The organism is Vibrio sp. 9-16B-A1, from assembly GCF_056726165.1.
The window spans coordinates 142,698-160,694 of the sequence record NZ_JBSDZD010000008.1; the positions used below are offsets into that span (position 1 = coordinate 142,698).

Genomic DNA, 17,997 nt, shown 5'->3' on the forward strand with positions numbered 1-17,997 from the left:
GGTCCTGTGTTTGATTTAACCAATAAAACAATACTGATTACCGGCAGTTGCAGGGGAATTGGTCTGGCGATGGCGCAGGCGCTGCACGCACAGGGGGCCAGTGTTGCGATTACCTCCCGTCATCCGGAGCGCTATCCGTTAATTCACCAGCAGTTTGATTCCGGCCCAGACCGGATTCTGATCATCGAATGTGATGTGACCTGCGAGTCATCGGTTCGCCGCGCGATAGACAAGGTGGTGAGCTGGAAAGGTGAGCTCAACGGATTTATTGCCAATGCGGGGGAGAGGGGGAGCGGAGAGCCGGTTGTGGATATCCCGGCCGGTGACTGGGCGACAAACCTCAGTACCAATTTGTTTGGCACATTCCATTCGTTAAAGCTGGCAGCAATGCAAATGCAGCAGCAAAACAAAGGGGGCAGAATCGCGGTGACCGCCAGTGTTGCAGCGCAGAAAGGAACCGCCGGCTTTTCTGATTACGCGGCGGGCAAGGCTGCGATAGTTTCTCTGTGTAAAACCCTCGCGATTGAGCTCGCACCGGCTCAGATAACGGCAAACTGCATTTTGCCCGGGTGGGTCGAAACGGAGATGAACCAGGATGTAATCGCAGACAGGCGTCAGTATGAGTCAATCAGGAGACTGAGGATCCCTGTGGGCAAGTGGGCCAAAGCGAAAGATATTGCCCCTGTCGCTGTTTATCTTATGTCGGACGAGAGTGCTTATCACACCGGAGATGCGCTGACGATTGATGGCGGCTATTCCATTTTTTGAGGACAGATATGATGCAAGAGCAGAGTTTAATCGATGCGTTACCGGCGTCTGCATTTGAGTTTGATAAAGCGGCCCTGGAGTCGCCTCCTAACTGCTTTGTATTTGGGCTCTATACGCTGGCGACACTGCAACAACCGATCCCGCCTGTTGCCAGCCTGTTTGCAGAGCACAGTTTTTCCTACTGGGATGATCACCATCAGCACCAGACACTGATTGACCCGGTAACCGGGTTTGCAAAGTTTGCGTTTTTTAAACACCATGTCGACCCGTATCTGGTAGTGAAAACGACCGGCGTTCATGGTGTGATGGCGGATATGCTTGCTGAGCGTTGCGGGATCAGTATTGATGTGGTGCCGTTTACCCGCTTTGAGGCTTTCCTCGGTTATCTGACCGGACAGCTCGGGCAACACCAGCCGACCCTGGTTGATTTTGATATGGGTTACATCCCGTCCAGGCCAGGGTACAGGATTGTAAGGGGTTATGAGCATACTGTATTGCTGAGTCAGTTTGATCGTCAGATGAACTCTTTCATGGTGAACGATCAGGACTACCTCAACGATCCGGTACCGGTACAGGATTTCAGAGAGTGCTTTGAATCTATGATCAGGTTCAAAGGGTCGTTTAACTGCTATCAGGTGCGTGTTGACAGCAAACAGGCAATGCCACTTAACTTCAGCCAGATTAAGGCTGATGCCGGAAAAAATGCGCGTAACCTTACCACTGCGGAGCCGGGTACCGGTGTTCAGGCTGTTCATGCCTATATCCGGTCTATGGAGCAGCTCAAACGGCTCAACGAGCCGTTCAGTGTGTTTGGAAACTGGATTTTCGTAAATCAAAGGACGCTGCAAGTTCAGTGGTGCGATATTGCTGAAAAGGCACTGAACTGTCCGGGGCAAATCAGCACGCTGCATGCCCTGAGAGAGCATCTGCATCGTGTTCTCAGTAAATGGAATGAGTATGCGATGCTGGGGAAAATGGCAGAAAGAACCCGTCGTGTGTCGCCTGCTCAGGTAGCTCAGAAAGGTATTGATGCGGCGAAGCTGGAGCTGCTGTCCCCACAATACTGGGTTGATTTCAATAACACACTGGCTGGCTGAAGCTTTGAGTTACTCTTTATAAAAAAGCCAACTCAGCAGAGCTGGCTTTTGTTGTTTCCGGATTAACAGGTTCTATAACTGTCTGTAGTTGATATTCTGTTGTTGCAGATACATAAGGTGTGCTGCCACTCTGGGCAGGAACTGCTCCCAGTTTTTATTGTCAGGAGCTGTCCAGGCAACTTCGGCTGTCGCAAACAACCTTGGATACAGCAGAAATTCCAGTGTTGCCCTGTCTTTGATGAATTCTGTCCAAACCAGTGCCTGTGTGCCGGTAACTTGCTCACTGTTTTCAATAGCTGAGGGTTCAAGTTCGTAGGCCGTTTTCAGGTCAATGTCTCCCGCCCAGAGCACGCCTGTTTCGTTGACGTCCCGGTTCCAGGCCATGTCCAGGTATGTTGCCTGTGCAGGGCACATAATGATGGGGTAACCAGCCTGTGCCGCTTTTTGTCCTTCTGCACTGCTGGACCACGCACAAACCAGTGCCCGATTGCTTATCTTATTGCTGTGGCTGGCCTCTTCCCATACAGCGATATTGCGTCCTTTTTGGTTAAGGTAGCGTTCCAGATGGGAGATAAGATGCCCTTCGAGTGCTCTGACATCCTTAAACCCAAGCTGTTTCGCTTTGTTCCGGCATGCCGGCGATTTTTCCCATACGTGAAGTGGTACCTCATCGCCACCAAGATGGACTACTTTCGACGGGAACAGCTCACACACTTCGTCAAGAATAGTTTCAAGCACCTGATATGTCTCGGGTAATGCCGGATTTAACACATTATCCTGGTATTGTTGAATAGAGACATACTCAGACTGGTCCTCTTTTTCCTGGAGTAAGTGTGGCAGTGCCATGATTAATGCCCGGGCATGTCCAGGTATATCGATTTCGGGAATTACGGTGATTTCTCTTGCGGCTGCCCAGGCGATCACTTCTTTCACCTGCTCTTTAGTAAAACAGCCGCCATAGCGCTCCGGACCTGAGCCGAACTGGGACGGTTGTGCTTCACCCTCACCTCTCCAGGCTCCGGTTTGCGTCAGTTCGGGGTAGGCGTCGATCTCAAGGCGCCACGCCTCATCATCGGTTAAGTGCCAGTGAAAATGATTGAGCTTCAGCCACGCCATCTGGTCAATCACGGCTTTGACCGTCTCTGTGTCGTGAAAGGAACGGGCGCAGTCTAAAAACTGGCCACGATATTTGTACTGAGGAGCATCTGTAATTGTGCCGCACTCAACCGTGTTATCTCCGGTGACAAGCAGTTGTACCAAAGTGACCGCGCCATAGAAAAATCCGGATGATGTTGCTGCCCGTATCACGACAGATTGTTCGCTGATTACCAGCTGATACGCTTCCGGTGCGAAGTTGTCCGCACTGGCATCAATAAAAGAGATCACGGGCAGATTGTCTGCCGGCAGAAAAGCTGTATCACTTAACTTGTCAGTGAGCCAGTTGATTGCGTTGCGGTTTTTGGCATTTTCAGGGCTGAGAGTGACTTCCTGAGTCAGGAGAAACTTCCCCTGTGTTTTCTCAACCGATAAAGGCTGCGGGATCACGCCGGCCCGGGCGGCAGGCAGTGTCAGCGGCTTTAAGTCGAGCGATTCGGGCTGGCTCATATTGTGGCTGCCAACGGCTACATCAATAATCTTGTTTCCCAGGCGCAGGTAGGCGCCACTGGGACGTTCTGAAAGCGTATAGAGGCCGGAGGTGTAGCTTTCTATGGTTACAGTCCAGCAGTCCCCTTTGGCTATGAACGTATTATCCGGTGGTGACAGCTCGATATGCGACCCTGTCTGATCGTGCACACGACCATTAATCACTTTGTCTTTTTCAATAAAGCGCGGCATATCAAAGCACAGGACAAAATCACGGAGTTCTGTGTCGCTGTTGTTTTCAAGAATAATTTCCAGCTTCAGTGATTTGCTTTGATTATCTAAGATTTCAAAATGTAACCCTGGTTTACTCACGACATTTCCCTTATTACCAATGTGCAGACGTTGTTCCCGTTTCGGGGGCTGGTTCTATGTATCTCTGAGGATGCTCTGATCCAGTAGCATAACAATTGGCATTTGATGCGTGGGCATAGCTCATATGATTAATCTGTTTTTGCGACTCATTCCTGATTATCCGGCCCCCTCCGGTTAATGCTATACGCTGTCAGTATGGCGTGAAGCTTTAATGCTCTCCGGGAAAATGCTGCAGAAGTATTGTTTGTACAGTTACCCTGCTCTCGGGTCGGCAGCAAATGATTCCAGAAGATACTCAATCAACGCTTTCTTTCTTTTTGGCATCAGCTCGCGGTCGGCATAGACCAGGCTGACCGAGACTTCGGGTGTGGTATAGCCAGGCAGAAGCTGAACCAGTTTGCCGCTTTTAAAGTGTTCACGACAGATAAACTCAGGCAGAACTGCTACTCCCAGCCCGTCCAGACATGCTTTCAGGCAGGAAGTGATGGTGTTCACTTTCAGCTGGCTGGGCAGGTCTATCCAGATTGGTTCCCCTTCCGGAGTTTTAAGGTGCCAGTTGGGCAGTTTCACCGCCCGGTTGTTCACCTCGATCATCTGGTGAGGAGGCTTGAGATCCTGATGGGAGAGGACAGACCCGTAGTTCTCAATATATTCCCGGCTGGCGACCAGCACCCGTTTTGATTTGGTCAGATGGCGGGAGACCAGGCTGGAGTCGGCCAGTTCGCCCACCTGGGCGTACAGGTCTATCCCTTCTGCGATGATGTCCACCTCCCGGTTGGTGGTTTCCAGATGGATAGTGACGTTAGGGTGAGCTTTGAGAAAGCGGTTGATGTAGGGAGCGAGCACCTGATGGCTCAGCTCTACCGGCAGCACTACGGATAAGCGGCCGCGGATCAGGTCCTGATTGGCAGAGACTTCCAGCTCTGCCTGACTGATGATCTCCTGCGCCTGAAGGCAGGACTGATAGAAGCGTTCGCCTTCCGGCGTCAGCACCAGGCTGCGGGTAGAACGTGTGATCAGGCGCACGCCCAGATGCTGTTCCAGCTCACCCAGTTTCCGGCTTACTGTGGATTTGGTCATGTGCAGGGCGTGGGCGGCCTGAGTAAAGCTTCCACAATCAACAACCTGCGTAAATACGCTGATCGCGTTCAGATCCATAATCTGTGTTCCTGAGGTGATTGGTAAGATTTGTGCAACAGTACTTCTCTTTTTTTCTATCTTATCAATTAATGCTGACCGCTTACAATTTGTTACACCTTAACCGTAACAGACCGGGAGACCGCCCCCCATGGCAGAGATAAGCAGCGCCAGCACAGAATCCACACCAATCAAAAAACGCAGCCGTAAGGCGCCACTGATCGCCACGGCGATTATGTTGTCACTGGGTGTGCTTGGTGGTGGCTACTGGTTTGGCTACGGTCAGTATTTTGAGTCGACCGACAACGCCTACCTGCAGGGTGACATCACCAACCTCAGTCCGAAAGTGGCCGGTTATATCCAAAGCTCGTACGTGAGCGATAACCAGACCGTTAAAGCCGGACAACTGCTGGTGGAGCTGGATGACCGCGATTACGTGACGGCGGTGGATCAGGCCAGAGCTCACCTTGCGGTGGCCAGGGCCAGTGTCGATAACCTGTTGGCCCAGCAGACTCTGCAGCAGAGTCAGATCCTGCAGGCAGAGAGCAAGGTGGATTCGGCCAGAGCTGAGTATCAGCGTGCCCGGCAGCAGGTAGACCGTTCGCGTCGTCTGCTGGAGCAGAATTACGCGTCTCAGGATGAAGTCGACAGCAGACTGGCGCAGCTGAAAGTGGCGGCAGCCGGGCTGGAGCAGGCCAAAGCCAGCCTGACCGCGGCTAACGATCAGCTGCTGGTGATCGCCAGTGAGATCGGCCAGGCGCAGGCGTCGGTGGAAGAAGCGGGTTCTGCGCTGAAGCAGGCTGAGCTTAATCTGAGCTGCACCCGTATCTATGCGCCGGTTGACGGGATTGTCGGTAAACGCAGCGTCCGTGAGGGGCTGCTGGTACAGGCGGGCACGCCTCTGATGAGCCTGGTGCCGGTTTCGGATGTCTGGATTGAAGCGAACTTTAAAGAGACGCAGCTGAGCGGTATCCATAAAGGGCAGAAAGTCGAAGTGGAGCTGGATGCCTTTCCGGGTCAGCCGCTGGAAGGAGTTGTAGACAGCTTCTCTCCGGCCACGGGCGCCAAGTTTGCCCTGCTGCCACCGGAAAATGCCACCGGTAACTTTACCAAGGTCGTGCAGCGGGTACCGGTTAAAATCGTTATCCCGGATCAGCAGCAGCTTAAAGGGCGTCTGTTGCCGGGTCTGTCGGTTATCGCAACCATTGATACCCGGGGCTGAGCATGAGCAGCCAGGCGCTGGCTCCTGCCCAGCTACACAGCAGTGAAGTCCCAACCCGCCACTGGATCGCCCTGTTTGGCGGCCTGATCGGGGCCTTTATGGCGATCCTGGATATCCAGATCACCAACTCATCGCTGAAAGATATTCAGGGAGCGCTGTCTGCGACGCTGGACGAGAGTTCCTGGATCTCCACTTCCTATCTGGTCGCAGAGATGATCGCCATTCCACTCAGCGGCTGGCTTTCAAAAACACTGGGTAAGCGGCGTTATCTGACCTGGACGACGGCGGTCTTTACCCTGTCGTCACTGCTGTGCTCATTTTCCTGGAATATGAGCTCGATGATTGTATTTCGTGCGCTGCAGGGTTTCAGCGGCGGGGCACTGATCCCGCTGGCGTTCTCGCTGGTGGTTCAGTTGCTGCCGCTGCACAAACGGGCGCTGGGGATGGCACTGTTTGGTGTTACGGCGACATTTGCTCCTTCAATCGGGCCGACGTTTGGCGGCTGGCTGACCGAAAACCTCTCATGGCACTACATCTTCTATATCAATATTCCGCCGGCGCTGCTGGTGATCGCCATGATCCGCTATGGTCTGGATGACGAAAAGCTGGATCTGGGGATCCTCAAAAAGGCGGACTGGTTCGGTATTGTTACCATGGCGCTGGGGCTGGGTTGCCTGGAAGTGGTGCTGGAGGAGGGCAACCGCGAAGAGTGGTTCAGCTCCGGTTTTATCATCACCCTGAGCATTATCGCCGCTGTCAGCCTGGTCTATTTTGTGATCAATGAGCTGCAGCACAGGCGGCCGCTGGTTAACCTGCGGCTGCTGCGTGATGGTCAGTTTGCCATGTCCTGTCTGGCCTATCTGATCCTGGGGATGGCGCTGCTGGGTTCTATCTATGTACTGCCGCTTTACCTGGCCCAAATTCAGGGTTATAACGCGATGGAGATCGGCAAGGTACTGATGTGGATGGGTTTTCCTCAGCTGCTTATTTTTCCGTTGGTGCCCAGACTCACCCGGGTCATCAAACCGAAATACCTGGTGACGTTTGGGTTTTGCATGTTTGGCCTGAGCTGCTTTGTAAATACGCATATGACGGCAGATTTTGGCGGTCAGCAACTGGTGCTCTCTATGCTGCTCAGGGCGGTTGGCAGCCCGTTTATTATGGTGCCCCTGTCACTGGTGGCGATGAAAAATATCAGCAAAGCCGATACGCCTGATGCGTCAACGCTCACTAACGTTATGCGTAATCTGGGCGGGGCATTCAGTATTGCGGTGATCGCCACCATGCTGGACAACAAGACCCGCGAGCATCTGGTACATATTAAAGAGTCTCTGACCTCCGTCAGTCAGGCTGGCCTGGAGCAGCTTCATGCTCAGCAGGCGTTTTTTATTCAGTCCGGCAGCGACGCGGCGACGGCAAAAATGCAGGCTCTGGCCAGTCTGGCGGCGACCATGCAACGCGATGCGGCGATCATGGCTTACAATGATGTGTTTTTGATGATGACTGTGTTTCTGGCGGTGGCCGCTCTGCTGATATTAAGCATGAAGGATTAGGGCGTGTTCAGTTTAGCTGAACATGGGTTTAAAAAAGATTAGATATAATTAACCAATGCCGGCCGCTATAGTATGGCGCAATTTTGTTCTGATTCGTTTTTCTGGTAATGAAAAAAACGCACCACATACTGTTTTATGTCGCCCTTGCGGCCTGTCTTTCACCCTGGGTCTCTTCTCCGATAGCGCTGGTTATTGGCTTTCTTATCTCCACGTTTGGCCTTGTTCCCCGCCACCTTGCCCTGCACAAACTGACCAAAAAGCTGCTCGCCTGGTCTATCGTCGGGCTGGGTTTTGGTATTCATTTTGGGCAGGCGCTGGCGGTGACCGGGGAGGGTATCGGCCTGATTGTGACTACGATAGGGGCAACCCTGGTGCTGGGTACCCTGGTGGCGAAATGGATCGGGCTGGACAGGCATACCGGTTATCTCATCTCTGCCGGTACCTCAATCTGTGGTGGCAGCGCGATTGCTGCGGTTTCTCCGGCGATCAAAGCCAGTGACGAGCAGACTGGCCTGGCCCTGGCGACGGTGTTTTTACTCAACTCTATTGCGCTGTTTGTGTTTCCGGTGATAGGCCACTCACTCGGGCTGGATCAGCATACTTTCGGTACCTGGGCGGCGATTGCTATCCACGACACCTCTTCTGTGGTTGGTGCGGCTTCCGCTTACGGGGAAGAGGCGCTGAAAACCGCGACCACACTGAAGCTGGCCCGGGCGCTGTGGATCATCCCGGTCGCGCTTCTGAGTGCGTTTCTGTTTAAAAACGACAGTAAAAAAATCAGTCTGCCGTATTTCATCTTCTTTTACTGCGCGGCGATCCTGGTCAGTGATTATCTGCCGCAGTTTGAGATGGCGTATCAGGCGGTGTTCAGCCTGTCAAAACAGCTGTTGGTGGTGTGTCTGTTTCTGATCGGCTGCAGCATTTCGGTTGAAAAGCTCAAAATGGCGGGCAGCAAGCCACTGCTGTTTGGCGTTTTTCTGTGGGTATGTATCTCGGTTTCATCGCTGAGCTGGCTGCTGTTTACGGCTTAACATCAGTCCGAGACAGCTGAAAAAGGCCAGCAGTTGCAGGCCTGCTGAGAGCAGCCCCTGGGTAACCAGGGCTAATCCCAGGCTGACAAGGGTAATAAACAGTAGTGTGCGGCTCATATTGGCTCCCCCTCCGTGGCAGTGTATCGCTACTATAGGAGCTCCGGGTTCTGCCGTGAAAGTCGGATTTCTTCTATCTGATAACCATTACGCGCAGCATTCAGGAAAGGGAGTGGCAGAGAGCGTTTACAGCCACTGTCCGAAAGTGGACGTTTACAGGTGCTGAATGAACGGTGATGTTGAAATGATGAAATCTTGCACTGCGTTTATAAATTAATGGCATGCAGATCACAAAGCGTCCGATTGTATCAGGTTCGGTATGATTTTTGTGATAGGTTTAACAGTGCGGTTAAAAAACCGTTATCATAAAAACAACAGCACCAATCGCTTGCGCTTCTGGAAGGCGGGCACGAAGTCTAGTGTTCGCCACTCAAATTGCTAAGGCCAGCTCAATTGAGCTGGCCTTAATTATCTCTTATCTACTCTGCTCCTGATGACTCTTAAGCCAGGCTCTGACCTGCTGATAGTCCCCTTTAAACAGAATGCGCTCTGCTTTCTTCTCCAGCTGATACGTGTACATCGGGTCGTAGTAACGTTCCAACAGCGGGGTAAGCCAGTCAAGATGGCCGTTTACTGAGCCGGTGCTTTGCATCGACTTAACGGCGGCCTGTTGTACTTCAATCAGTTCCTGACAGCGAACCGGGCCAAGGCGCTTGCGGATTTTAAGCAATCCGTTTTGCAGGTACTCACCAAAGGCCTCCCAGCCACGCTCTTCGCCATAATGAGCAACGTAATCACGCTGCATGGTGATAACATACTCATTGAGCAGCCGCTCAAGGCGCACTTCAAACGGGTCGTCCACCACCGCAAGGCCAGCCTGTGGCATCGCTTTTCTCAGCGACAGTGGCAGTTTGGAAGAGCCGATAAACTGGCCTTCGTCTTCAAACACAAACTGTCTGTGTCCGGCTGCGAGCTTTTTCACCATAGAAACCGCCAGCCGGTTTTCAAAGTCAATCTGAGTACGCTGGCCGCTGACGTAGGCACCGAATGAGGAGCCCCTGTGATTGGCGGCTCCCTCCAGGTCAATACCATTTTCCAGTTCGTTGATAAGCAGGGTTTTGCCGCAGCCGGTGTTGCCCGCGACTATGGTCATCGGCATTTCTGCTACCTGGTCGATGGTGTCGATCAGAAAGCGGCGCAACGCTTTGTAACCGCCGGTCACAAACGGATAGTCAATACCGGCTTCTTTCAGCCAGGCCTGGGTGATCTGCGAGCGCATACCCCCGCGGAAGCAGTAGAGATAACCGTTCGGATTCGCTTCACAAAACGCTTTCCATTTTGCTACCCGGGCAGCTTTGATATCACCATGGACCAGCTGGTGGCCGAGTTCGACAGCAGCCTGCTGGCCCTGCTGTTTGTAGCAGGTGCCGACTGCCGTCCGCTCTTCGTCGGTCATCAGTGGCAGGTTCTGCGAGCAGGGAAACGCGCCCTGAGCAAATTCTACCGGAGCGCGGGTATCAAGCAATGGGGTATCGCTGGCAAACAGGCTGGCGTAGTCCTGGGTGTTGGTGCGTGCCATCAGCACACCTCAACCAGGATATCGCCGTCTGCGGCCATCAGTTCACCAATCGCTTCCAGCTCTATATTGTGCGCTCTGGCTGCGGATTTAATTGCCTCTTCACCATCCGGGGATACGGCTAACAGCAGGCCACCGGAGGTCTGCGGGTCACACAGAATGGCTTTTTGCATATCGGTCAGCGGGCTGAGTTTATGGCCGTAGCTGGCGTGGTTGCGGTGAGTACCGCCGGGTACGCAGCCCAGTTCAATGTAGTTGCAGACACCTGGCAGGGTTGGGACCTGGTCTGCCCATATCCGGGCTTTCAGGCCGCTGCCTTCACAGATCTCGCTCAGGTGACCCATCAGACCAAAACCGGTCACATCGGTCATGGCTTTCACGCACTCAAGCTCAGCAAAGTCTGCGCCGGGCTTGTTGAGCTGACACATCCAGTCCCGGGCCAGTCCATGGTGATTCTCTGCCAGTTTGGATTGCTTTTCGGCAGTAGTAAGCACGCCGATACCCAGAGGCTTGGTCAGGTAGAGTTTGCATCCTGCCTCTGCGCGGTTGTTCTGCTTGACCTGGTCGGTATTGACCAGCCCGGTTACGGCCAGTCCAAAAATTGGCTCTGGCGCATCAATAGAGTGCCCGCCTGCAAGGGAAATACCTGCTTCACGGCACACCGCGCGCCCGCCTTCAATGACCTGTTGAGCAACTTCAGCAGGAAGGGTGTTCACCGGCCAGCCAAGGATAGCGATCGCCATGATTGGCTTACCACCCATAGCGTAAATATCGCTGATGGCGTTGGTGGCAGCGATGCGGCCAAAGTCATACGGGTCATCGACGATAGGCATAAAGAAGTCGGTAGTGCTGACCACCGCGCTGCCGTTACCAAGATCGTACACAGCGGCATCGTCTTTGCTCTCGTTGCCGACCAGAAGGTTTGGATCTTTGAACGGGCTCAACTGAGACTGAAGAATAGTATCGAGTACCTGAGGTGAGATTTTACACCCGCAACCAGCGCCGTGGCTGTATTGGGTCAGGCGGATATTCTGTTGATTGGCGGGTTCCATAACACGCTCCTTTGCAATACGAACCCACGATTCTACTCCTGGCGGCAGCCAGCGTCATTCTCTTAGTTTGCTCAGGATCAATTGAAAGCGGGAAATAGCGTGCCGTATACACCAGTCAGGGTATCCGGCACATGCTTTTGGGATGGTTACTCGACGCGGCTCAGTTTCAGCTGGTGCTCACGCTGCGCTTCGAGCATGTCGGGGCGGTTGATAAGCTTCCACAGGAAGTAAGGTGGAATTATAAAGACCAGCAGGTAGAAAGATTCGTGAAACAGCGTATCGGCTACGGCTTCTTCATGGCCAAGTACAGCAAGGGCGCTCAGGAGTTCCAGAATAAGACTGAACAGTGCCAGTACGGTCGATGTGATAAATGCAAGCCCGAGCAGATCCCTGAGGACGTTTTTGGTTCCTGTCATAATTATTGTCTCCTCAATATGAGTGACAATAAATTACTCCTGCCATTGAAGCTTGTGATTGATCTTTATCATATTACTCACTCTTATGAATCAAATTGTTATGCTTCTTGTTGTTTTTATTGGAAGCACATCAGCGGACTGGTCTTAACGATGAGATTGTCTCTCCGTAGTTCCGGGACCAGGGGCGGTTTCGAATGATAGGTGTGTTCAAGCAAGTGGCTGGAAAGCCAGTTCTTTTATCTGAATCAGATTGGTGACTCAGACCAGGAATAGCTGCCCCGGTAGTGGGAAATATCAGGGATTATTTTATCGGGAGTGCAAAACGCGGTTGACGGTGCTAATTACAATTCAGTAGTTTTATGGGGTTGTGGTCTGGTATTTTTATTTGGTATCTATCGTTTTACCTGTTGTTGCAGGCCACTGATAACAGAATAACTATAAAGGAGTGGCAGTGATATGCGAGCGGCAAATTCGGATTTTTTACTGGCAGCATTAAGGAGCATTATAAAAAGTAATGGCCTGACTTATAAGGAAGTTTCCCAAAGGCTCGGGGTTCCCCTGTCTACGTTTAAACGCCATCTCTACAGTACGAGTATCACGCTCGATAATCTGTTGGAATACTGTCGGGAAGCGGGCACGACTCTGGATGAACTGCAGAAAGTGGCGATAAAGCTTCAGCATGATAATGACAGTTTCTTCAGCCACACCCAGGATGAGGTATTTTACCTTTTTCCTCAGTTATACGATTTTTATCGTGAACTGCGCCATGTTCGCCGACAGGACAGCTACGCTCATATGCGCAGGAAATATGGCCTGAACAAGTCTTCGACTTATGCTTATCTTCGTGCTCTGGAGATGCTTGGTCTGGTGAAACTGACGGAAGAAAATAAAATTCAGATGATCGGCCCTTTTTACTACCGTTTCTCGGATAACTCCAGACTGAGTCTGAAGTATAAAGAGCTCCTTAAAGAACAGGCCCTGAATAATCCGGATTGTGTCAGGGTGGGCTTTTCCCGAATGTACCTCAGGGAAGAGCAGATTGAAGACCTGGGTAAGCTGCTGACTAAAGAGGTACTTAAGTATCATAGTGAGAATATGCGGGAAGCCAGTGGTGATGAAGAACAAATGCGGAACCTGCTGCTGTTTGTAACCCAGCACCAGCCACTGATTTTCTCTGACGGTATCGGGCCCCTGCCCAATTCGTTCCTTCAGGATATTAAGAAAGCGATTGAAGAGTGTGAGAGCAAAGGGGCGTAGCCTGCCCCTTACTTTCATGGTTATTTCGTTTATTCAGCCACGCACGCCGTGCGGTGGCAGGCGACCTGGTGCTGGCCGCTGCTTTTGAGCAGGGGCGGATAACTCTTATGACAGGAAGCTTCTGCATACTGGCAACGGGATGCGAAATGGCATCCTTCGGGAGGATTAATCGGAGAGGGAACATCACCCAGCAATACTTTCCGTTTACCACGCTGGTGGGGATCCGGAACAGGGATTGCTGCGATAAGGGCCTGGGTGTACGGGTGCTGAGGGTTGGTGAACAGCTCCCGGGTTGTTGCCATCTCTACAATTCGTCCCAGATACATAACTGCTATCCTGTCTGAGATATGGCGCACAACAGACAGATCGTGAGCGATAAATATCAGCGCCAGGTTCATCTCCCGTTGTAGCTCCAGAAGCAGATTAATGATCTGAGATTGTACAGACACATCCAGGGCTGAGACTGCTTCGTCGCAGACGATCAGTTTTGGATTGAGCGCTATTGCCCGGGCAATGCCAATCCTCTGGCGCTGTCCGCCAGAAAACTCGTGCGGATAACGGTTTGCAGCCGAAGCTGGAAGACCGACTTTTTCCAGCAGGTCTTTCACCCTGGTATTCCGTTCTTGCTGAGTGCCGATACCGTGGATTTCAAAAGGTTCTGCGAGAATATTACCAACCGTGTGACGGCTGTTGAGACTCTCCATCGGATCCTGAAAAATTATTTGCATCTCTTTTCGCAGTGAGCTCATCTGTGAGGGCTTCAGTCTGGTGATATCTTGGCCGTCAAAAATGATCTTTCCGGCAGAGGGCTCATGAAGTTTTAGCAGGGTTCTCCCTACCGAGCTTTTTCCACACCCTGATTCACCTACCAGGCCGAGAGTTTCACCCGCTTTAACTTCAAATGAAACGCCGTCCACTGCATAGACGTATTGAGTGCCGCGAAGCAGAGACTTGCTCAGAACGTAGTATTGTTTTACATCTTGCAGTTTCAATATAGTGTCAGACATGGTTTACCTCATCTGTCTTCAGGCAACAGACTGAGTGCCGGGCAGAGACGGTCTGTGGTTCCGGGATTCTTTGGCCGCACTGCTCGTCCTGATAATGGCAACGATTTCTGAACCGGCAGCCAGAGGGCATCTCTTTCAGTGATGGCACTGAGCCCGGGATGGTATCCAGAGTGGTTTTTGGGGTGTTCTCCAGGCGCGGAATGGAAGCGAGCAGCCCCTGGGTATAAGGGTGCATCGGTGAGTCAAACAGGTTGTATACATCGGCGAGTTCGACAATCCTTCCAGCGTACATTACTGCCACCTCATCACACATTTCAGCGACCACCCCAAGGTCATGGGTGATGAAAATGATCGCCATGCCGGTCTCTTTCTGCATGGTTTGCATCAGATCCAGGATTTGAGCCTGAACGGTGACATCAAGCGCTGTAGTCGGTTCGTCTGCGATTAGGATATCTGGCTGACAGGCCAGCGCCATTGCGATCATCACCCGCTGACGCATTCCTCCGGAGAGCTCATGAGGGTATACAGAAAAGCGCTGCTCTGCATCCGGAATGCCGACCTTTTCCAGCATCCTGACTGCGGCCCGTTTGCGTTCAGCTTTTGTCTGTCCCGGCTGGTGCAGTTCATAGACTTCACACAGTTGTCTGCCTACCGTGTGTACCGGGTTAAGCGCTGTCATCGGATCCTGGAAAATCATGGATATCCGGGTTCCGCGCGTCTGATAGAGTTCCTGGGGAGGCATGCTGACCAGGTCGGTTTCTTTATAGTGAATGGTGCCCCTGGTGACTTTGCCGTAAGGGCGGGGAAGCAGGCCCATAACAGAAGCGGCGGTAATACTTTTTCCACAACCTGACTCGCCGACGATACCCAGGGTTTTACCTTTGGCCACGCCAAAGGAGACCCCGTCTAGTACTTTTATCTGGCCTTCATCTGTGGTGAAAGTGGTTTCCAGACCTTTCACCGTCAGGATATTTGGATTGCTCATAGCTCTTACCCCTGGATAAAACGTTTGTCGATGGTGGTGACAGGTTCAAATAACTGACCATCACTGAGGGCTTTCCTCGTGGCCCGTTTCTCATCAAGGTCAATCCAGAACAGCCCGTACTCAATTTTGTTGGCATCGAGAATATCGGTGGAAAGTTCGGTACCCAGACCTTCCGGCAGTTTGACGTAGCGCCAGTGAGCGCCGCGGGAGAATGGTACCGCATACGTTGGGATCACACAGTTGCAGTCAGCAATTTTTCTCTGAATGCGTCTGGAGATCCTGCTCTTTGTGGTCACATTGAACTCGGTGTCATAGGATTCGATCAGCGAATCCATTTCAGTGTCAGCGTAGTTGGTGAAGTTATTGGTCTGCGGGTGAGCGTTATCAGAGTGAAAATACTGCCAATATGCGGGCAGTGCATTAGTCCCCATACCGAGAAAAGCTGCCTGATGTTTCTTTTCCAGCAGAGACTTAAATCCGGTTGCACCGTCCACCAGTTTCAGCACTATATCCAGACCGGCTTTTTTGGCTTCCTCTTTCAGCACCACCACCCGGGCGGTGTGCATTTTAGTCAGATAGGTCAGGGTTATGACAAGCCGAATCCCTTCAGGGTTTACCCGGACCCCGTCGCTGCCTAATTGGTCAAAGCCCGCTTTACTGAAGAACTGTGCAGCCAGCTCAGGATTAAAGGCTTTGGCTTTGACTGACGGATCATCATACTCGCCGTAGCCCGAACCAAAGCTCTGTTGGTGGACGTAGTCTCCTCGCAGTGCGACCTGAATCATCTTTTCCACGTTAAGAGAATGGGCGATGCCACGGCGGATATCGGCATTTTCCATCAGCGGATCTTTCAGGTTGAGCCAGACGCCGGCCGCTCCCTGCGGCGATTTGTTGTAAAGCCAGGACTTCTGGATATAACCCTGGTCATACAGAGTTCCCCTTGCTTTGCTGTGCCAAAGAGAGGGGAATATCATTGCGTAAGCATCGAGCTTTCCGCGTTCAAAGTATTTAAGGGCGATATCGGTGTCGCGGATCACTTTGATAATAATCTTGTCGACGTTATAGCGGTGCTGAAAATAACGGTTTTGGTATCCCCACCAGTTGGTGACTTTTTCCAGGTGAATGGCCCGTCCTTTGCGGATTTTCCCAACCCGGTAAGCTCCGGTGACCGGCTCTGCTTTCCAGTTATAACGGCGGATAAAGTCTTCAGGCAACTGGCCACCGGGGTAGAAATGGGCGGGCTTTGGCATGATATTAAGCCGCATCAGAAGCTCATCGTCCGCAAGAGGATCTGCAGAGTGAAGGGCAAAGGTTCGGGAATCGTAGACGGTGATCCTGGCGACTTTATTGGTGTAATAATCTTTGTACCAGGGGGCTTTCGCGTGTTCGCTTCTCATATAGTCAAATACAAACGCAAAGTCCCGGCTGGTGATCGCTTCCCCATCACTCCAGCGGGCATTTTTGTTCAGCCTGAAGTAGATAGTTTTATGGTCATCACCCAGTGCCCACTCACTGGCGATAGCCGGCAGAAACTTACGGCTGCCCGGATGCTGCTGAAGCAGGGAAGGGTTACCGTCGAGCAGAAAGGCGCGGAAGCTGCCGTTGGAATCCGGGCCTATGGTGCGCAGTGTCAGCGGAAAGCTGGATACGTGCAGCCGGTAGCTGCCACCAGATTTGGCTCTCTGATCGGCAAATAGTGGTTGATCGTTATTAGAAATCCAGTCGAGCCCTTGTGGCAGTTCGGCTGCATGTCCTCTGGCCTGAAACAGAACCATCAAGGCTGCTATCAGCGAGGTCATTAACATTTCTCTCATTGTTACTCCGTACATTCTTCTCTTATCACACGTAGCGGGTGTATTTTTTCGGGTCAAAGGCTTCGCGGATCCCTTCACCGATAAAGGTTACCATGGTCAGGACGGATACGATCGAGACCACTACAGAGCCGATGATCCAGTAAGCGTCAAGGTTGGATTTGCCCTGTTGCAGCAGATCGCCCCAGCTTGGGGTCGGCGGCATCAGCCCAAGCCCCAGGTAATCGAGCGCGGTCAGGGTGGTTATATTTGCCACGATGCCAAAGGGCGCCAGGGTGATCACCATTACCATGGTATTAGGCAGAATATGTCTGACTATCACCCGCCACATTCCAGCCCCCTGTGCTCTGGCTGCCATAACGTACTCACGGGCTTTCTCTTTGTAGGTCATGGTTCTCATATACCAGGTAATACTGATCCAGCCGAACATCACATTGATCAGCACAAATAAGAAGAAGCTGGGCTGGATGATGGAGACCATGATCATGATGACGTAGAGAAACGGCACCATTGACCAGACCTCAATAACACGTTGCATGACAAGGTCGAACTTTCCGCCCAGATATCCCATCAGCGAGCCGGTCAGCACACCTATGGTGTAACAGAGGGTGAGAGTCAGCAGCGCGAACCAGATGGCAATTCTGAATCCATAGATCAGACGTGCGAGTACGTCCCGGCCTGACTCATCGGTGCCCAGGTAGTGCTGTTTCTCAACGGAAGGGGGATTGGGTGGATAGCTGGCACCGTCAAAGTCCTGCTCATATGGGTTCCATGGCACGACAGGCATGAGCACCCAGTTTCCTTCCTCCTGCCTGGCGAAGTGTTGTTTTAGCTCGCGGTAGTTGGCTTCGTAGCCGTAGTCGAGGCCAAAGGTCTCGCCAGTTTTTACTTCTGAATAGGTGGGAAAGTAGAGCTCGTTGTTATATGAGACGATTAGTGCTTTGCTGTTCACCAGCAGTTCTGCAACGCACGAGAGCAGTACCAGGCTGGTCAGGAGCACAAAGGAGAAGTAGCTGCGCTTGATTGAGCGAAAACGGTCAATTTTTTTCTTGGTCAGTGGGTTGATTGGCAT

General features: G+C 52.2%; 16 protein-coding genes. 6 read left to right on the top strand and 10 right to left on the bottom strand.

Annotation, left to right across the window (positions count from 1 at the left end; all coding sequences use genetic code 11):
* Positions 1–6 precede the first annotated feature (6 nt).
* Both ACVB80_RS14395 and ACVB80_RS14400 read left to right on the top strand, forming a co-directional pair.
* The gene (locus ACVB80_RS14395) at positions 7–768 is read left to right on the top strand and encodes an SDR family NAD(P)-dependent oxidoreductase (RefSeq protein ID WP_481081981.1); all 762 of its coding nucleotides are present in this window, start codon (positions 7–9) and stop codon (positions 766–768) included.
* Positions 769–779: 11 nt separating this feature from the next.
* Positions 780–1,865: a hypothetical protein gene (locus ACVB80_RS14400; RefSeq protein ID WP_481081982.1), complete on the top strand. Its 1,086-nt coding sequence runs from the start codon at positions 780–782 to the stop codon at positions 1,863–1,865.
* 72 nt (positions 1,866–1,937) lie between these two features.
* On the opposite strand, the gene ACVB80_RS14405 is transcribed toward ACVB80_RS14400, so the two are convergent.
* A complete protein-coding gene (locus tag ACVB80_RS14405) occupies positions 1,938–3,821 on the bottom strand; it encodes a beta-N-acetylhexosaminidase (protein WP_481081983.1) in 1,884 nt (627 codons plus the stop codon).
* 252 nt (positions 3,822–4,073) lie between these two features.
* The gene (locus tag ACVB80_RS14410; RefSeq protein WP_481081984.1) at positions 4,074–4,979 is read right to left on the bottom strand and encodes a LysR family transcriptional regulator; all 906 of its coding nucleotides are present in this window, start codon (positions 4,977–4,979) and stop codon (positions 4,074–4,076) included.
* Between the two features lie 130 nt (positions 4,980–5,109).
* Here ACVB80_RS14410 and ACVB80_RS14415 point away from each other — a divergent pair, with 130 nt between their 5' ends.
* The 3 genes from ACVB80_RS14415 to ACVB80_RS14425 all read left to right on the top strand — a co-directional run bounded on the left by ACVB80_RS14415 (position 5,110) and on the right by ACVB80_RS14425 (position 8,764).
* A complete protein-coding gene (locus ACVB80_RS14415) occupies positions 5,110–6,180 on the top strand; it encodes an HlyD family secretion protein (protein ID WP_481081985.1) in 1,071 nt (356 codons plus the stop codon).
* 2 nt (positions 6,181–6,182) lie between these two features.
* A complete protein-coding gene (locus tag ACVB80_RS14420) occupies positions 6,183–7,733 on the top strand; it encodes a DHA2 family efflux MFS transporter permease subunit (RefSeq protein WP_481081986.1) in 1,551 nt (516 codons plus the stop codon).
* 107 nt (positions 7,734–7,840) lie between these two features.
* Entirely contained in the window at positions 7,841–8,764 is a 924-nt protein-coding gene (locus ACVB80_RS14425; protein WP_481081987.1) for a YeiH family protein, read from the top strand.
* On the opposite strand, the gene ACVB80_RS14430 is transcribed toward ACVB80_RS14425, so the two are convergent.
* From ACVB80_RS14430 to ACVB80_RS14445, 4 genes are all read right to left on the bottom strand, one after another.
* Positions 8,732–8,881, bottom strand: coding sequence for a hypothetical protein (locus ACVB80_RS14430; RefSeq protein ID WP_481081988.1), 150 nt, complete (start codon positions 8,879–8,881; stop codon positions 8,732–8,734). The two genes, ACVB80_RS14425 and ACVB80_RS14430, sit on opposite strands and share 33 nt — an antisense overlap.
* Positions 8,882–9,296: 415 nt before the next feature.
* Complete coding sequence (mnmH, locus tag ACVB80_RS14435; protein WP_481081989.1) at positions 9,297–10,400, bottom strand: tRNA 2-selenouridine(34) synthase MnmH; 1,104 nt, start codon at positions 10,398–10,400, stop codon at positions 9,297–9,299.
* Positions 10,400–11,449, bottom strand: coding sequence for a selenide, water dikinase SelD (gene selD / locus ACVB80_RS14440; RefSeq protein WP_481081990.1), 1,050 nt, complete (start codon positions 11,447–11,449; stop codon positions 10,400–10,402). Before selD ends, mnmH begins: the two co-directional genes overlap by 1 nt.
* A 146-nt stretch (positions 11,450–11,595) precedes the next feature.
* On the bottom strand, positions 11,596–11,865 hold the full coding sequence (locus tag ACVB80_RS14445; protein ID WP_481081991.1) for a D-fructose-6-phosphate amidotransferase: 270 nt from the start codon (positions 11,863–11,865) through the stop codon (positions 11,596–11,598).
* A gap of 456 nt (positions 11,866–12,321) precedes the next feature.
* Here ACVB80_RS14445 and ACVB80_RS14450 point away from each other — a divergent pair, with 456 nt between their 5' ends.
* Positions 12,322–13,122 (top strand): helix-turn-helix domain-containing protein, encoded by an 801-nt coding sequence (locus ACVB80_RS14450; protein ID WP_481081992.1) that lies wholly within the window; start codon positions 12,322–12,324, stop codon positions 13,120–13,122.
* Between the two features lie 29 nt (positions 13,123–13,151).
* Here ACVB80_RS14450 and ACVB80_RS14455 read toward each other — a convergent pair whose 3' ends face one another.
* Genes ACVB80_RS14455 through ACVB80_RS14470 form a run of 4 tightly spaced genes read right to left on the bottom strand, consistent with a single transcriptional unit; the run spans position 13,152 to position 17,997 of the window.
* Positions 13,152–14,129, bottom strand: a complete 978-nt coding sequence (locus tag ACVB80_RS14455; RefSeq protein ID WP_481081993.1) for an ABC transporter ATP-binding protein — start codon at positions 14,127–14,129, stop codon at positions 13,152–13,154.
* Positions 14,122–15,114: an ABC transporter ATP-binding protein gene (locus ACVB80_RS14460; RefSeq protein WP_481081994.1), complete on the bottom strand. Its 993-nt coding sequence runs from the start codon at positions 15,112–15,114 to the stop codon at positions 14,122–14,124. Before ACVB80_RS14460 ends, ACVB80_RS14455 begins: the two co-directional genes overlap by 8 nt.
* 5 nt (positions 15,115–15,119) lie before the next feature.
* The gene (locus ACVB80_RS14465; protein WP_481081995.1) at positions 15,120–16,928 is read right to left on the bottom strand and encodes an extracellular solute-binding protein; all 1,809 of its coding nucleotides are present in this window, start codon (positions 16,926–16,928) and stop codon (positions 15,120–15,122) included.
* Between the two features lie 25 nt (positions 16,929–16,953).
* Positions 16,954–17,997, bottom strand: coding sequence for an ABC transporter permease (locus tag ACVB80_RS14470; protein WP_481081996.1), 1,044 nt, complete (start codon positions 17,995–17,997; stop codon positions 16,954–16,956).

Excerpts from the sequence above, each read along its gene's own strand:
- ACVB80_RS14400 (WP_481081982.1), top strand. The coding sequence starts at position 780 with ATGCAAGAGCAGAGTTTAATCGATGCGTTACCGGCGTCTGCATTTGAG.
- ACVB80_RS14410 (WP_481081984.1), bottom strand. The coding sequence starts at position 4,979 with ATGGATCTGAACGCGATCAGCGTATTTACGCAGGTTGTTGATTGTGGA.
- ACVB80_RS14415 (WP_481081985.1), top strand. The coding sequence starts at position 5,110 with ATGGCAGAGATAAGCAGCGCCAGCACAGAATCCACACCAATCAAAAAA.
- ACVB80_RS14420 (WP_481081986.1), top strand. The coding sequence starts at position 6,183 with ATGAGCAGCCAGGCGCTGGCTCCTGCCCAGCTACACAGCAGTGAAGTC.
- ACVB80_RS14425 (WP_481081987.1), top strand. The coding sequence starts at position 7,841 with ATGAAAAAAACGCACCACATACTGTTTTATGTCGCCCTTGCGGCCTGT.
- ACVB80_RS14430 (WP_481081988.1), bottom strand. The coding sequence starts at position 8,881 with ATGAGCCGCACACTACTGTTTATTACCCTTGTCAGCCTGGGATTAGCC.
- mnmH (WP_481081989.1), bottom strand. The coding sequence starts at position 10,400 with ATGGCACGCACCAACACCCAGGACTACGCCAGCCTGTTTGCCAGCGAT.
- selD (WP_481081990.1), bottom strand. The coding sequence starts at position 11,449 with ATGGAACCCGCCAATCAACAGAATATCCGCCTGACCCAATACAGCCAC.
- ACVB80_RS14445 (WP_481081991.1), bottom strand. The coding sequence starts at position 11,865 with ATGACAGGAACCAAAAACGTCCTCAGGGATCTGCTCGGGCTTGCATTT.
- ACVB80_RS14450 (WP_481081992.1), top strand. The coding sequence starts at position 12,322 with ATGCGAGCGGCAAATTCGGATTTTTTACTGGCAGCATTAAGGAGCATT.
- ACVB80_RS14455 (WP_481081993.1), bottom strand. The coding sequence starts at position 14,129 with ATGTCTGACACTATATTGAAACTGCAAGATGTAAAACAATACTACGTT.
- ACVB80_RS14460 (WP_481081994.1), bottom strand. The coding sequence starts at position 15,114 with ATGAGCAATCCAAATATCCTGACGGTGAAAGGTCTGGAAACCACTTTC.
- ACVB80_RS14465 (WP_481081995.1), bottom strand. The coding sequence starts at position 16,928 with ATGAGAGAAATGTTAATGACCTCGCTGATAGCAGCCTTGATGGTTCTG.
- ACVB80_RS14470 (WP_481081996.1), bottom strand. The coding sequence starts at position 17,997 with ATGCCAATCAACCCACTGACCAAGAAAAAAATTGACCGTTTTCGCTCA.